The 14,930-nt window shown below is 39.0% G+C and carries 11 protein-coding genes; 3 read left to right on the top strand and 8 right to left on the bottom strand.

The features are described 5' to 3' along the window. Window positions 1-197: 197 nt before the first annotated feature. A complete protein-coding gene (locus tag V7K53_RS30145; protein WP_335201156.1) occupies window positions 198-1,616 on the bottom strand; it encodes a DUF2157 domain-containing protein in 1,419 nt (472 codons plus the stop codon). Between the two features lie 163 nt (window positions 1,617-1,779). Between V7K53_RS30145 and V7K53_RS30140 the strand changes: the two genes are divergently transcribed. Further along, window positions 1,780-2,766, top strand: coding sequence for an RsmB/NOP family class I SAM-dependent RNA methyltransferase (locus tag V7K53_RS30140; protein WP_335201155.1), 987 nt, complete (start codon window positions 1,780-1,782; stop codon window positions 2,764-2,766). Between the two features lie 4 nt (window positions 2,767-2,770). Here the strand turns inward: V7K53_RS30140 and V7K53_RS30135 are convergent, their stop codons facing one another. The 6 genes from V7K53_RS30135 to V7K53_RS30110 form a co-directional block, all read right to left on the bottom strand. After that, window positions 2,771-4,108 (bottom strand): radical SAM/SPASM domain-containing protein, encoded by a 1,338-nt coding sequence (locus V7K53_RS30135; protein ID WP_335201154.1) that lies wholly within the window; start codon window positions 4,106-4,108, stop codon window positions 2,771-2,773. Window positions 4,109-4,271: 163 nt separating this feature from the next. Continuing rightward, entirely contained in the window at window positions 4,272-7,064 is a 2,793-nt protein-coding gene (locus tag V7K53_RS30130; protein ID WP_335201153.1) for a tetratricopeptide repeat protein, read from the bottom strand. 20 nt (window positions 7,065-7,084) lie between these two features. After that, the gene (locus V7K53_RS30125; protein ID WP_335201152.1) at window positions 7,085-8,743 is read right to left on the bottom strand and encodes a hypothetical protein; all 1,659 of its coding nucleotides are present in this window, start codon (window positions 8,741-8,743) and stop codon (window positions 7,085-7,087) included. A 17-nt stretch (window positions 8,744-8,760) separates the two neighbouring features. Next, on the bottom strand, window positions 8,761-9,654 hold the full coding sequence (locus V7K53_RS30120) for a trypsin-like peptidase domain-containing protein (protein WP_335201151.1): 894 nt from the start codon (window positions 9,652-9,654) through the stop codon (window positions 8,761-8,763). 1 nt (window position 9,655) lies between these two features. Beyond that, window positions 9,656-9,997, bottom strand: coding sequence for a CU044_2847 family protein (locus V7K53_RS30115; protein ID WP_094352373.1), 342 nt, complete (start codon window positions 9,995-9,997; stop codon window positions 9,656-9,658). Between the two features lie 974 nt (window positions 9,998-10,971). Beyond that, on the bottom strand, window positions 10,972-11,217 hold the full coding sequence (locus V7K53_RS30110) for a hypothetical protein (protein WP_335201150.1): 246 nt from the start codon (window positions 11,215-11,217) through the stop codon (window positions 10,972-10,974). Window positions 11,218-11,446: 229 nt separating this feature from the next. On the opposite strand from V7K53_RS30110, the gene V7K53_RS30105 reads away from it, so the two are divergent. Together V7K53_RS30105 and V7K53_RS30100 are read left to right on the top strand one after the other, a co-directional pair. Then, window positions 11,447-13,423 carry an AMP-dependent synthetase/ligase gene (locus tag V7K53_RS30105; RefSeq protein WP_335201149.1) on the top strand — a complete coding sequence of 659 codons (1,977 nt, stop codon included), beginning with the start codon at window positions 11,447-11,449 and terminating at the stop codon, window positions 13,421-13,423. A gap of 42 nt (window positions 13,424-13,465) precedes the next feature. Then, window positions 13,466-13,915 (top strand): YlqD family protein, encoded by a 450-nt coding sequence (locus tag V7K53_RS30100; protein WP_012412623.1) that lies wholly within the window; start codon window positions 13,466-13,468, stop codon window positions 13,913-13,915. Window positions 13,916-13,984: 69 nt separating this feature from the next. Here the strand turns inward: V7K53_RS30100 and V7K53_RS30095 are convergent, their stop codons facing one another. Next, window positions 13,985-14,506 (bottom strand): hypothetical protein, encoded by a 522-nt coding sequence (locus V7K53_RS30095; RefSeq protein WP_335201147.1) that lies wholly within the window; start codon window positions 14,504-14,506, stop codon window positions 13,985-13,987. Between the last annotated feature and the right edge of the window lie 424 nt (window positions 14,507-14,930).

The raw sequence follows: 14,930 nt of genomic DNA, 5'->3' as shown, positions 1-14,930 counted from the left end.
AAAAGCAGAGGTCTTGAAGAGGTTAAAAGTAACGAGATTAGGACTAACGCAGAGAAACTTTAAAAACTTTGACGCACAGAGATTTTTAGTTAGGAGTTAAGAGTTAGGAGTTAGGAATCATTCAATTTTAGATTTAGTGAACTTTTCCTGAATTCTGACTCCTAAATTCTGACTCCTGAATTCTTTCATCTTTTGCACTACTTTTTACTTGTAGAGCTACCACCAGGTAGGCGGCGTTCAAACCAGAGTCCAGCGCTAATTAAAGCAGAACCGCACAGGACATAGACTAGCGACTTAAAAAGTAAGTCGGTGTCGTACTCCTGCACGCGACTGACAATTTGCAGTGTTACTAACAGCATACCGCCCCAAAAGGAACTTCTGTTGCTTAATTTCAATCCTTCTTGAATTAGTCCCCAGGCTAATGTTGCAAGAAGTACATTGAAAATAAAAATGCCAAGTTCATCAATCCGGCTAATAGTTTGATGCCAAAAAGGTACTATTGCAATAAAGACAAGAAATGTACTAATGACAGCAGTTGTGAAAATAACTTCGCGGCGCGGAGGATTATTTCTTTGACGCAGTAGAAACAACCATTGTAAAACCGCCAAGCCGCTGAGAATCCCCAAATCGATGATCGGCAGAGACTCGAATAAGTTTGTCAAATTCGTTGGCTGATTGTAACTATAATCAGGAGATTCCCAGACCCAACGAAAAGACAAAACGTAAAAGACGATGCCAAAGCTTAACAACGCTAAATTACGGGCTAGAGATTGAAACAATCTGTAATTTATGGTTGGAAACAGTAAATCATCATAACTCCAGAATAATGCAGGTGGCAGTGTAAAAGCAAAAGATGCCACCCAAGGGGCTATATCAGCATAATTTAGCAGTGGCAGTGGATTAAGGTTAGCTTGTAAGGAGCTAGCAAAAACGAAGGCTGCTAGACCAAAAATCCAACGGGATCGACAGAAGTAGGCTAAGGGTACAAATACCAGCCATGCTAACAAAGGCATATGCTGCACTACTAGCCGCGACCAAGTTAACTCACCTGAAGCGTACCATAAGTCTTCTAGTCCAGTCCAGTAGCCGATTTCCACGAGGACAATTGACAGAATTCCTAAAGAATTTAAGGACAAACTGAAGGCCATGACCACAACACCGAATCCCCAAGCGAGAAACAGTTGGGAAGCAGAACCGATGATATTAAACATCTGGGCCATCAACAGTAAATTTGCACCGAAGATAAAGGCGCTTAAAATTAGCAAACCCTCTCCTAGTAGGCGTTTGCTTCGTTCTGGTTTCTTTCCTTCAGGTGGCCTCCAGGTGTAAAATCCAGTGATGGCGATCGCAAAAAACAAACTCATCATCAAAATAAATTTGATTTCTCGCGATCCTCCCTGCCAGTTTCCTGATACAAAGGTAATTATGCCTAAGCATAAAAGGATGCTACCGATAGCGATCGCGATCGCTTTATTGCGATCGCGTGCAGCAGCTTCCAGGTTTTTAAATTGATAACGTTCTGCTATCTGCTCATACTGTGAAGAACTAATTAATCCTTCATCCCTCCATAATTGTGCTTGTTTGCGTAATTTGTCCTGAAAACTATCTAAAAACATGACCTTCTCCGGTGCAGTGGGGTAGCTTGGCCATTGCGTTCCCAATGGCGGTCATTATATTTTGAGTATGAAGCCAAAAGCCTTAATTACATTGTTCTTGTGTAACAGTTTTATTTTGATTCAGATACAACATACTTTTATTAATTCCTAATTCATAATCTTGATGGAAAAACCTTCTAATTTATTACTTAAAGTCTCGCGGCGTTTGTTCGACAATGTAGACGAGCAAGAAAAATTTATCGAGGCTTTAATGAATCCTCAGCCTTTTTCACCTAGTATTCTTTGGTGTCAAGAAAAGCCAGATATTGCACCCTTGGCAGTGGAAACACCAACCTTTTGGCAACCACAATTTATAGACCGCTTATCTCTGGGAGAAAAACCTGGTAAGCATCCCTTGCATGAAAAAGGATATTTCTATTGTTTAGATTTTTCTTCGGTGTTTGCAGCTACTACTTTGTTAGCTATTCCTGAGTCAGTGCGTTTAATTTTTGATATGTGTGCCGCACCGGGAGGTAAAAGCATCTTCGCTTGGAGAGCTTTAAAACCTGAATTGCTCATCAGTAATGAAGTAATTGGCAAACGTCTAGGAATGCTAATTTCTAATTTGAAGCGTTGCCAGGTTAGCCCTAGTGCAGTGGTTAATCGAGATTCGAGTATATTTGCCGAAATGTTTCCTATTTCTAGCAATCTAGTCATCGTAGATGCTCCGTGTACTGGACAATCTTTACTTGCCAAAGGTGAAAAAGCACCCGGATGTTTTCACCCAACTGCTATTAACAAGAGTGCAAATCGGCAAAAACGTATTATAGCTAACTCAGCTAAAATTGTTTCACCACAAGGCTATCTGGCTTATATGACTTGCACATATTCGCCCGAAGAGAATGAGCAAGTTTGTGAATGGTTTCTGGAACGCTTTCCTCAGTTTAAAGCCATAGGAATTAGTAATTTAGCCAAATATCAATCGCATTTAACGACGATGCCTTGTTATCGGATATTTCCTCAAGATAGGTTAGGTGCTGGTGCATTTACAGTCCTGTTTAAAAATACTAATGCGAATGAAGATGAGCCTAAAGAAGTCGATTTAAATACAATTTCTTCGCTGTATATCTACCAAAATTTTAAAAATTCAAGTTATATCATACCCGTATAATTAGTTATGACTTAGTTGGGGAACTATATTTGATTAAGCGTAACCCTTCTAGTCTGAGAGCTTCAGGATAGAGAGCTTTGTAAATATTGCAATTTGGAGATTGAATATCGTAACGACCTGTAGCTTTAAAGGTTGCTAGAGAACAACCACCCGTACACCAATATTTCCACTCACATGTACGACAGCCTTCTTTTTCTTCAACTGACAAATTCTGAATACCTGCTTTATCTTGTCGCACAAGAGTTAAAGGATCTTGAGTTTTAGAGGCAGATATAGTTTTATGTAGCTGCATCTGGCATTTAGCAATTTGCCCTTTGTAATCAAATACGAGATAGCTTTGCCCAACTCCACAAGTTCGTTTATGAGGAGATGCTAAATTAGCACGATCGATCAATGAACCTAGTAAACTCCGATTAGGTAATTTCAATTCGATAACTTTGAATGCTGCCAACATTCCCTCAATTAACCGAGATTCTTCTAATTGCAAGTCTTCATAAGAAGCTGACAGTTCATTTTCTCGATAGAAATTTAAACTAAAGGGCAGATTATATTCTAATATCCATTCCAGAAGAGCGGGTAATCCTTCTGCATTTCGCCCACTAACTGTAATAGAAATATCTGGAATAATACCATTTTTCAAGGCAATCTTAATACCTCGTTCCACATCTTGAAACGATCCCTTTCCGCTTGCATAAGAACGTTGAAGATCGTGGAAATTTGATAATCCATCTAGTGAAATCATGAGACGCAGATTCAATATTTGTAGCATCTCAATAATTTCAGGCGTAATCAATGTTCCATTACTGAGAACCACTCCATCTAATATAATGTCTGTTTCTTTGCTAAGATATTGAGCGTACAAATGGAGATCCTTAATTAAAGGAGAGCAGAGTAATGCCTCTCCTCCGGCATATTTCAGTTTGACGCGACGGTAATTATTTAAGGTTGCAGAGCGAAATGTAGATTCAATAGCTGCTTTACCTATATCGATTGACATATCTTTTGCTTCGTGCGGAAGATAGCAATAGTCACATCTTAAATTACAGCGATCGGTGATATGCAACCATGCTGTTAAAGTTTCTGGTATTTCATTTAAGTTAAATGAGGAATAATTATTGGGTGCAATTAAACGTGCTTGATATAGTTCCTGAATAGCTTCTTGTAAATTTATTGGGTCAATCTCAGGATGCTCTATTGCAATATCATCTAATTTATGAGGATTTGTAAATTGTTCGAGTAAATATATCGCTGATTTATTCAAAACTGCTACTTGATGATAAGTACCATAACACATAGAATAAGTATCATCTAAATTCATCATCTGTGAGTTGGGAACTCTCACAAACTCTGTGTCCAATATCCCCAGAGATAATCGGATATTTGAACTTAATTTTGTTAAAGGGGATAAGTCACAGGCACAATCCCCTCCATCACAATCGCATTGCCCAGTTGGTATATAAGTAGAGTTAAGAGAAACTAAAATTTGGGGTCGATCAATTTTTTTACTAAGCATGAGAAGATGGCTGTTTTGTGGCACGTATTCTAGTCAAAAACATTTGTTGATCGCACCATTCCTTGAGAGCTTTATGATCTTTCCACTGAGATTTTAGTTGTTGAATCAGAGTTTTAGAAAGTTCTATAGGCAACCGTTCAATTTTCTTTTGGAGCAGATTTAGCTCATGTTTAATCGAATACGGGCCGAAACCTCCATGTTGAAAGATTTGAGGTATTCCTTGAGCATATTTACTAAAAGCAAAATTGTAGTTAGCTTGTTGAAATGCAACATCACCTTCTATGCGTAACATGCGGCCAAAGTATAGTGTATGGATATTTTGATATGATTGGAAGCGATCGCTAAGTTCTTGTGCATAATCGGAAATATGCTCGTAGGCTTTTGCATAATAATCAAACTCTGCTTTACCCACCAGGCTATCGATGGCATACCGCATGTCATTGTACTCTAAACTAGTCTGATAAGAGCGATCGTTGAGTTTTAAAGCTTGGTTTTGTAGCGTGCGATCGCCTGTTTGAAACCCAAGATGCCAATAGACACTAGCAATTTGGTGCAAAATTCCAGGTAATTCCTCTTCAAGTCCATATTTTTCTGCGAGTTTCAGGCTTTTTTCTAAAGCATTTTGAGCACAACTTAGTACATTGAGATCCCACTGTACCTGTGTCACATCCCAAACAGCTTCATTTTCTACCTCAGCACTAAACCACCGATTTAAGCCTAACTGAAAATATGCCCTACACAATATTTGATTATCGTTTTCTTCATTGTCACAACGACTTAACGCTCGTTCAAGTAGTTGTTTAGCTTTAACATAATTACCATTATCTACCAAAATAGTAGCAGAGGCAATTTCGGCATTGGCTATTTCACGTTCACTCTCAACACTCGACCACATATCAATAGCAGCCTTAAAACACTGTTCAGCTTTTACATAATCCTTTTGCTGTCCATACAAAAATCCCAAATTATTCTGAATACTAGCCATAACTTGAGTTAAGCCTTTGTCAGGATTATCAATTTCCATAGCAGCCTCCCAACCTAGTTTGTAATATTTCTCTGCTTCCTGAAAGTTGTTGAGTTGTCGATGCAGATAACCAACTAAGTTAGCCACAGCAGGAATAGCGTATGATAGCTTTTTGCCTTGAACTAGGGATAAACACTCTTGTTGATATTTTAAAGCTTCTTCATAAAGGTGTAACTTGGTATTTAGCATTCCCAAGACATTGTAAATATCCGCTTGATGAGAAGAATTAGAAGATTGAGCAGATAGCATTCCCTCCAGCTTTACTAGTTCATTTTCTTTTGTACTTTTATCTTTAAGAGCGTGAACAATCTTTGACTCAAAAATAATTAGTTTGAATTTTTGATCTGAATTTATTTCTGTTTCAAACTGTTTGGCAATTGCCAACAATTGATTTACAAAACCAAATTTTTTCGATTGGCGGCGTATCCTATCAGTAACTTCGTGCCAAGTTTCAAAGCCGATTATCGGATCGGCATATAAAGCATTCCACAGCCATCGCGTAGTATTGAATTCTCGCAGTTGCTTAACTTCTTCAATCATAAACTCGATATTAGCAACTTTATGAGAATCATCAGAGTAACGTTGAACCTCCAATATCCTTTTTTGTGGGCCTAAATCATAATCTTTTTGCTCGAAATATTTGGCAGCAATCCGACTATCTCGTTTTCTCCATTCCAAATCTGGGTCAATATCTGCCCATACATATTTCTCAACTAAGTCTCGGACAATATCATGTAATGATATTTGAGAGCCACCAATTACTGGCTTGATAAAAAAGTAGCTTTGTGCATCAATAAATAATCTTTGAGCATCTTCTGTAGATAGTTCTAATAAATTAGCAATATCAGAGCTATCTAATGGGTATATACGTGAAAGTAATAGAGTTAACCGATCCATTGATGTCCGAAGCTGCGTAATATGCCGAACCATCTCAGCTTCAAATCCACCAGTTTTTTCTAACCTGCTGGGAATAGTTTCTATATCTTCACTCTCTAACCAATCTGGTATGACTTCCCGATAAGCATACTCTACTCCAAATTCAATCATGATCGGGCTACCACCAGAAAGAACTATGATCTTTTTAACCAATTCTTGTCCGAGAGTAAAGTGAAGCTGCTCCTCTTTGCAACGAATGTATGTTTGTACATCTTCATGGGTAAATTCATTTAATTCCAAATAAGTTAATTCTTCTTCTTTGAATGATTTTTCTAGAATTTGATGAGCAATACTAGGACGACCTGCTAAAATAAATACGGCATTCTCTAGTTGATGGCATAAATCGCCAATACACTCCCAAACTTGCTCTCTGACATCTGCTTGTCCTAATTTCTCAACCGTATCAATTAGAAATACTAATCTCTGTTGGCTGGATTTTCGATTAATTTCATCGACCAAGAACTTTTCAAGTTGTCTGCGTTCTTGTTCGTATGCAAGTTGACTGAGGCGGTTTTCATCTTCTCGCAGTTGTCGTAACCGGAGCAACCATTCTTTATATGTATAGTAGTATAATTGTTTAGCGATTTGAGTGTATAAATCTTCTGCATCATTAAAAACAGGGATATCGCAATCAATAATTTCACTGGTGCCAATTTGAACTTGGTTTAGACCGGATTTTAATGCATGAAGTAACCAAGTTTTGCCAATTCCACCTCTACCCTCTACTAAAACTACACGCAGTTTATTAGACTCCTGAACAAGGGAAATAATTCGATTTAGATGTTCTGCACGACCAACAAACTCTAATTTATTTAGTTCAGACATAATAGACTCCTATTTAATTGTTAGTTATTTTGAATAGCTTCATCAAGCTTATGAATTAAATCTCGATAGGGTGCGTCATTATATTCATCATTGTGTAGATAGTAATTGACAAGAAACTGAAATTCCCAGTCATTTTCTACTTCAGATTTAAGCGTATAAATAAATTCATGAAATTGCTCTCGATCTGTATCGCGAAATATTCCCAGAGTTTCCTCAACGGTTTTATCAAAGAAATCATTACGGAGTTCTTGTCGATAAGCCAGACTATTTGGGCCATAATTGATAAATCCAGCGTGTTTCTGAAGACTTTGAAAAAAATATTGCATAGACCAAGTACCCGCAACAGCAGAATTATTCTTTGATTTCAGTTCGTGAATATATTCCCAACAGATTTGAGCCGCTTCACTACAAAGCTCTTGAAAATTATCAGGCGAGGTTTCTCGGAGCAGACCAATAACTAACAGCCGCCGTGTCATTCCATCTTTAATAATCGTTTTATCACGAGTAAAAATAGATGTCTTTGTCAGTTCAGCATTTAATTTAAAACTATCGTCACTGAAAGGTAAGTTAAATCTCCGAACAGCTTCCTTTAATATCCAAGTCCCATTGAGTATAGGAAATATACTCAATTTTTCAATAGATTCGTATAGATGATTATTTTCTTTTGTCAAGCTTTCTTTAATCTGATCTCTACACTTTTTGAGGTTTTTTTCCCATAATTGGTTGCCATAACTGTTTAAAAGCCAACTAACTGTGTAACAACCATCTCGATAAACTTTTAGTGCTTCAGCAATTCCCCCTGGATGTCCACCAGTTAAATACAATAAGTGTCCTGCTAGTAAAGCAAGACTTTCAGAAGTCATCTCTATAGGCTTGAGATATTTTGTTGCTGTATCCTGAATTACTTCCCAGTTAAAAGGAGAGAGTATTAGTTTAGGAAAAGTCCGATCTAATGGGAGATCGATCAAACAACGAGCTGCAATCACGACTCGAAGTCTTCGCGAATTATCTTTAAAAAACTGTAATTCTTTCAAACATTTTTCAATTCTCCAAGCAAATTCCTTAAAGTCATTAAAAAGTTCATTTAAACGTTGCTTTTGTGGGGCACAGCCATCTAGATCGATTAGCAGCACAATACCTTTTTTGCCCTGTGATTGCCATTTAGCCCAATTTCTATGTAATAGTGAGCCTAAACGTTCTCCCCAACTTAAATCATGTCCTTCAGGGAGCGTAAGTTGCAGAGAATTTGCTAATCGTTTTTCTAAGTTTTCAATAGTTTCATAACCAGAGATGGGAGCGTAAGCACAACACCATTGCAATTCTTGAAATCTTCCCAGGATCTGTTTGAGAAATTCTGTTTTTCCATAACCTTCAGGTGCTGTTACCAGGCGATAAGGAGGAGAATTAATTGCTGTAATTTCATTAATTGCAGCATCACGATTAGTAAATGGGATTTTATCAGATTCAACTTGCACTAAAGATTGTTGATTTAGCTGATTTAACTCTGATTCGATTTTATACATTTCCTCGAATTTATCATCAACTTGCCGTTGTAATTTATTTTTCTCTACATCATTATTCGTCCGAACCATTTGCTTACTGAGACTTTCAACCTCAGTTTTTAAATTGGCTATTAACTGTTCTAGATAGTTTTTTCGTAAATCTACAGAGCTGCTCATTTTATTTAGGTATTAAATTAATTGTTTATAGTATTAAGTTCGCTTTCTACTCGCTCAAGTTCTTCTAAGATGCTATCAATTTGGCGTTGGATGATATTGCGATCGCTCGCACTAAGTGTATAGTTGAGTTGATTGTAAGCCACCTCATAATCACTACTGAGAACGTCAAAGCGTTGTTGCAAAGTTTTGATTTTGAGTTGTTGAACTCTACTAGGAATATTTTGGATATGTGCATTTGAGGAAACAGACAAGCCTATTTCACCCCATGCTTCAATCAATACATCCGCAGGAATCATAAAAGCAGTTTTGATATCTTCTCGCCGCTTCTCTGCTGCTACTGCCATCCCAACCACTCCTACAAGGGTTTCATCCCATATCGGCGCACCACTAAAACCCGCTTCTATTCTGTAGCCAGTTACTTTACTGTCTTCCAGTTGCACCCATCCCTTTCCTTGTCCATCTCGCAACACCCCTGTGGCCCAAACGCCATCATTATGTCCGTTAGGAAAACCGAATATGCGGAAAGGATGCTGCCAAATATTGTTAGCTTTTATTAGTTGGATAGCTTGGGTTTCTTTAGGCAACTGCCCTTCGATTTGCAACCCAGCAATATCTTCAGGCTCAGAGGTTGATGAATTACTGACAACGGGTTGCCAAAAAACAACTTTAGCTTTTAGTCTTTGTCCTGATGCAATTAGGGGGAAATCTAAATAAATATCATTATTAGGAGCTTCAACTATATCTTCTGGTAAAGATAGGGCTGAGGTAACAACGTGAGCGCACGTTAGGATGTAATTTCCAGTTCGCCCAGAGACTAAAAAACCTACACCAACCACCGCACCATTAGCATGAAACATCCGAGCGATCGCTGACCTAAAAGTTTGAATATAATTATCTGTATTCGCTACCATACTATGCCTTGTCTTGCTTCCATTTCAAGGTAATTTCGTAGTTAGCTTCACCACTTACAGAGGTAAAAATTGCACCCGCTGCCGCATTTAACTTAATACCAAACTTAACCTCTACCTCATTGGCAGGTGTATTCAGTTGACTCAGTTTGGTGATAATTGCTGAAGCGACAGGTTGTATTTGATCTAATACATCTTCAAATTTCTTTTTAGCTTCAACTACCATTTGCCCTGTGTCTGGTCTAGCAACACGTACAAGAGCATTGCTATTTTCTGGTTCATCAACTTCAGCTAAAAACTTCGTGCCATCTTTGAGAGAAAACTCTGCGATCTGCTTCTGATTCATAGTGAAACCTGTGATTTGAAACTAATAGTTTAATGTGTTGACCATCAAAAGAGGTTGCCGTAAATTTTGTAATCTTATTTTCATTTAATGGTTAACTCGTTAAATACTTCTCTAGCAATTCTTTACTTTTTTCTCCCATTTCATTAAGCTTCTGCCAAAACTTTTCTCACCGATAATTTATTGATTTACAGCTTACTAGAGTCTGTCTCATTAATTTTGCGGGGTTGCAAAATCCCCAACTTCTTTTAGAAGTCGAGGATTTCGTAGCCCTTATCTATCAGAATTAATAACATGAACTTTAGTAATCCATTAAGCTAACTTTGCCTGCTACGTAGTAAACACTTAAGTGATTAACACAGGACTAAGGTCTTGATTACAAACTAATTTATCCAGCATCGTTGACTTGATAGCCTACTAGAAATTTGTGAAGTTTCTAAATAAACTGGTCAACTTCCTGCTAATTGGGCATTACAGGCTGCTTGACTGTAATGTAATAGATTTAACAATTGTTATATTAGTTATATATGTAGCTTTAGTTCAATTAGTAATTATACTGACTAAGCTGGAAAATTGCTTGAATCTAACTAAGTAAGCAAGAATAATACAATATATATTACAAAATGTAAATTTAATTAAACTTTCTCGTAGTAACGCTATGTAAACCCTGAAAATCTTAATACCTTCGATCCATGAGCGTCTTATGGTTATCGACTCATGCCATGTCCGGCTAGTGTTTGATGCTGAAGCAGATCGTCGCTGCAAGTTTCCTCAAGAGCCTACTACAGAGACAAGTTTAACTATGAATATGGACGAAGTTTAGGAATCCTTGCAGGAGTTACGAACAAAAATATCCCCGACTTTTTCAATCAGTTGGGGATTTCAAGCTGTCGAAATGAGAATGAATATGTGTTGAAGGATTAATTGAATTGCTGGTTTTCGGAAGTACCGAAGAATTTTTCCTGGCGAATAGTCTATCAATTTGGAGAACAATTGGCACAAAAATCAGGACTGAATTTACAGTATTGGCTACCTGTCAATTGGTAAGCTGTACAATAAGGGAAACTTGTAAGTTGAATTTTGGCTGCTTGTAATTTGGAACCATTTGCCAATGTTTCAGTAACTTTGGTTTTATCAGCCAGAAGAATAGCCAAAAGCTTAGGCAACGCTATGCAAGCAGCAATATTGAGCAGCGTTAGCATTATGGCGTCGATAAAATTCATAGGTAATCATCTCCTGTGAAACATAGGCGATCGCTGTTCTTAGATGCAAACACAATCATTGCTTGCACTCTATGTAAATTAACTTTAACATAAATTTTTGTAAATACAAACGTGGAATTCCTGGAATTATCGTACACAGAAGAGTATGTGGATAATAAGGATGGTTATTGTAGCGGAATAACAAAATAAGCTGGAAAATAATCAGTTTAAAATCTTTAAGTAAGGTGTTATGTCAACAACCCAAACCGCGTCTTCTTTTTTATCTAACATCAGCGAGCAAGAACGGCAGGCATTAAAGCGGTTGGTAGATTACACAAATGTGGAATCGCTACCAGAAATTTGGCCTTTGGCAGCTCAACGATTTGGTGATGTTGTCGCTCTCCGCAACCCTCACGCTAAAACAGAAGTAGCGATCACTTATACTCAGTTGGTAGAGAAAATACAATTATTTGCTGCTGGGTTACAAGCGTTGGGAGTAAAGTTAGGCGATCGCATTTCCCTAATTGCTGACAATAGTCCTCGCTGGTTTATTGCCGATCAAGGCATAATGACTGCTGGAGGCGTTGATGCGGTGCGTAGTTCCCAAGCGGAAAAAGAAGAACTGTTGTTTATCATCGCGAATAGCGGCAGTACAGCGATCGTCGTTGAAGATTTAAAAACACTTAAAAAACTCCAAGACCGCCTCAAAGATTTACCAATTCAAGTAGTCATCTTACTTTCCGATGAAGCACCACCAACAAACGAAACCCTAAAGGTACTCAACTTTTCACAGTTGCTCGAAATCGGGAAAAGTCATAATTTTGTGCCAGTCAAGCAAAATCGTGACGCGCTGGCAACTCTAATTTATACCTCTGGTACTACGGGTAAACCCAAGGGTGTAATGCTGTCTTATAGTAACTTGATGCACCAAGTGATCAGTTTTGGCACAGTATTGCAACCAAATGCGGGTGATATAGTTCTCAGTATTTTGCCTTCGTGGCACAGCTACGAACGAACTGTTGAATATTACCTACTATCTCAAGGTTGTACGCAAGTTTATACCAACTTACGCTCTGTAAAAGGGGATTTGAGACAATTTAAACCCAATTACATGGTCGGTGTACCCCGCCTGTGGGAGTCGATTTATGAAGGAGTGCAAAAGCAGTTTCGCGAACAACCAGCCAACAAGCAACGCCTAATTAAATTTTTGTTGGGCATTAGCGACAAATATATCAAAGCCCGGCGAACTGCTCAGGGATTGGATTTAAATAATCTTCATGCTTCAGCCGCCGAACGATTAGCAGCTAAGATCCAAGCATCAGCTTTATTACCCCTTCATGCCTTGGGAGAACGACTGGTTTACGCCAAAGTTCGGGAAGCCACAGGGGGACAAGTTAAGCAGATGATTAGCGGTGGCGGTGCGCTTCCCAGACACATAGATAATTTCTTTGAAATTATTGGCGTGCAGATTTTACAAGGCTATGGCTTGACAGAAACTTCTCCTGTCACCCATGTACGGCGTCCTTGGCGGAATTTGATTGGCGCATCAGGGCTACCACTCCCGGCTACAGAAGCTAAAATCGTCGATCCTGAGACAAAAGCGCCTTTACCAATAGAGAAGCGAGGCTTAGTATTGTTGAGAGGCCCGCAGATTATGCAAGGCTATTACCAAAATCCCGAAGCGACAGCGAAAGCAATTGATGCGGAAGGTTGGTTTGATAGCGGCGATTTGGGTTGGCTGACACCACAAGACGACTTAGTGCTGACTGGCAGGGCTAAAGATACGATTGTATTGACTAACGGGGAAAACATCGAGCCACAGCCGATCGAAGATGCGTGTTTGCGATCGCCATACATCGATCAGATTATGCTCATCGGTCAAGATCGGCGCAGCCTGGGAGCCTTAATTGTCCCCAATGTCGAAGCCTTAGAAAAATGGGCAGCAAGTCAGAATCTAACGCTGGATACGCCCAACGCCGAGGTGACTTCCTCAGATAGTCAAAAAATTGACTTGGAGAGTAGAATGATCCAGGATTTATTTCGCCAAGAATTGAATCGGGAAGTCCAAAATCGTCCAGGCTATCGACCGGATGACCGCATCGGAACGTTTAAACTCATCCTGGAACCGTTTTCCATCGAAAATGGCTTGATGACACAAACACTAAAAGTTCGCCGACATGTCGTCACGGAACGCTATCGCGATATTATTGACGGCATGTTTGCCTGATCATTCCACCTGCTAACTGTAAAGAGTGAACGTGAAATATTTATGGATGTCTCCAAATCTAATTTGCTTCTGAAACGCGTCGTTAATGTCAAAGTTATTGTGACTCCTCTGTGGAAAGAGGAAGTACAACAGCAGCTGCAAACCCAGATCAATCAACTCGATCAGCAACTGCAACAGCTAGACGTTGAAGGACAAAGAGCGATCGCGGCAATTCAAAAGCAGAGTCTGCAACCACCTGGTCCCCAGACCCTCCAACAAATTGACAATATCCAACTCCAAGTCAATCAAAAGAAAAGTGAATTTTTGGAGCAAAAAAATCAGTTGCTACAAAATCTCCAGCAAGTGCAGTTTCTCCAGCAAGATCAGGAAGTCAACCAATTCCAAATGGAAGGCTTTTTCCGGGTAGAAATCGGTGATAACCTGATTAGCAAAATGCAGGTTGAAATCGTTCTGCGCGATGGCGTTGTAGAAGAAATTCGCGGCGACATTTAAATTTGTCATTTGTCATTTGTCATTTGTCCGTTGTCATTTGTTTTGTGAGCAGTGACTAATGACCAATGACTAATGACAGATGTGATTTAACTTAGTTTGAGAGCGGTTCCCAGCCCAACATTCCACCTGGGAGCCAGCCCAAACAATTTGCCACACTGGAGGCGAGCTAATAAAAAGCGATCGGCCAAAGGTTGTCATCTCCGCTCGATATTTAACCGTCCCAACTGAATTATTACCCCGCTTGATTTGCGTAATCGTCACTAACGCCTGATTTGGTTGGGGATAAACTACCTCTATCTTTCGCGTTCCTCCCACTGCTATCTCCTCAAAGGCATTCAGGGCGAGGGTAGTAGGATTACTGCCTTGGAGAGATGAGTTAAGTTTTTCTAAAGGTATAGTTTGATAATCAGAACGCTCTGAGAATTCTACAACTTCCTGAGACTGATGTATTGCTCCCATCTGCTGGGTTTGCTCATCACTAGTCTCAACAATCGGTGCAGATTGCTGGTGCTGGATAATATAAACTCCAGCACCAGCCGTGGCAGAGATACTTAATATCACAATCAAAAAGAATTTTAGCTTTGCCGACATAAAAGTAAACAGGAATTTCAAATAGGTTTATTACCAATTTTGAATTCTAGATTGAACTACATCCTATATCCTCTATCCGTGAGAAGCTCTTGTATCTTAAGTAGTGGTTATGAGGAATATTAAATAGCAATCCCATTTAATCTGTGAGAAACTCGTGGTGATTTTTGCAAGTCAATGACTAAAACGAGAGCGAGCAAGATATTGGCTAACCATTGAGGATAGTTCTGTATTATAGACCTCTAAACTATATTTAGGTTCCTAGTAGTTCGCCAAGGAAACTTGGCGGGGTAAAGGGCAAGGGGGAAAGGGAAAAGATGTTTACTCCTTTAACCTTTAACCTTTCCCCTTTTCCCAGCCCTCACCTAACAATTTTGGGTTGGCAGACTACTAGAGTCATTAGTCATTAGTGAATAACCAATGCCCC

Source organism: Nostoc sp. (assembly GCF_036917355.1).
GTDB lineage: Bacteria > Cyanobacteriota > Cyanobacteriia > Cyanobacteriales > Nostocaceae > Nostoc.
Note: the sequence above shows the minus strand (reverse complement) of the source record. Positions and strands in the feature narration are given on the sequence as shown.

Bases quoted from the DNA above. Each gene is read 5' to 3' on its own strand.
- V7K53_RS30145 (WP_335201156.1), bottom strand. From the start codon at position 1,616: ATGTTTTTAGATAGTTTTCAGGACAAATTACGCAAACAAGCACAATTA.
- V7K53_RS30140 (WP_335201155.1), top strand. From the start codon at position 1,780: ATGGAAAAACCTTCTAATTTATTACTTAAAGTCTCGCGGCGTTTGTTC.
- V7K53_RS30130 (WP_335201153.1), bottom strand. From the start codon at position 7,064: ATGTCTGAACTAAATAAATTAGAGTTTGTTGGTCGTGCAGAACATCTA.
- V7K53_RS30125 (WP_335201152.1), bottom strand. From the start codon at position 8,743: ATGAGCAGCTCTGTAGATTTACGAAAAAACTATCTAGAACAGTTAATA.
- V7K53_RS30120 (WP_335201151.1), bottom strand. From the start codon at position 9,654: ATGGTAGCGAATACAGATAATTATATTCAAACTTTTAGGTCAGCGATC.
- V7K53_RS30115 (WP_094352373.1), bottom strand. From the start codon at position 9,997: ATGAATCAGAAGCAGATCGCAGAGTTTTCTCTCAAAGATGGCACGAAG.
- V7K53_RS30110 (WP_335201150.1), bottom strand. From the start codon at position 11,217: ATGAATTTTATCGACGCCATAATGCTAACGCTGCTCAATATTGCTGCT.
- V7K53_RS30105 (WP_335201149.1), top strand. From the start codon at position 11,447: ATGTCAACAACCCAAACCGCGTCTTCTTTTTTATCTAACATCAGCGAG.
- V7K53_RS30100 (WP_012412623.1), top strand. From the start codon at position 13,466: ATGGATGTCTCCAAATCTAATTTGCTTCTGAAACGCGTCGTTAATGTC.
- V7K53_RS30095 (WP_335201147.1), bottom strand. From the start codon at position 14,506: ATGTCGGCAAAGCTAAAATTCTTTTTGATTGTGATATTAAGTATCTCT.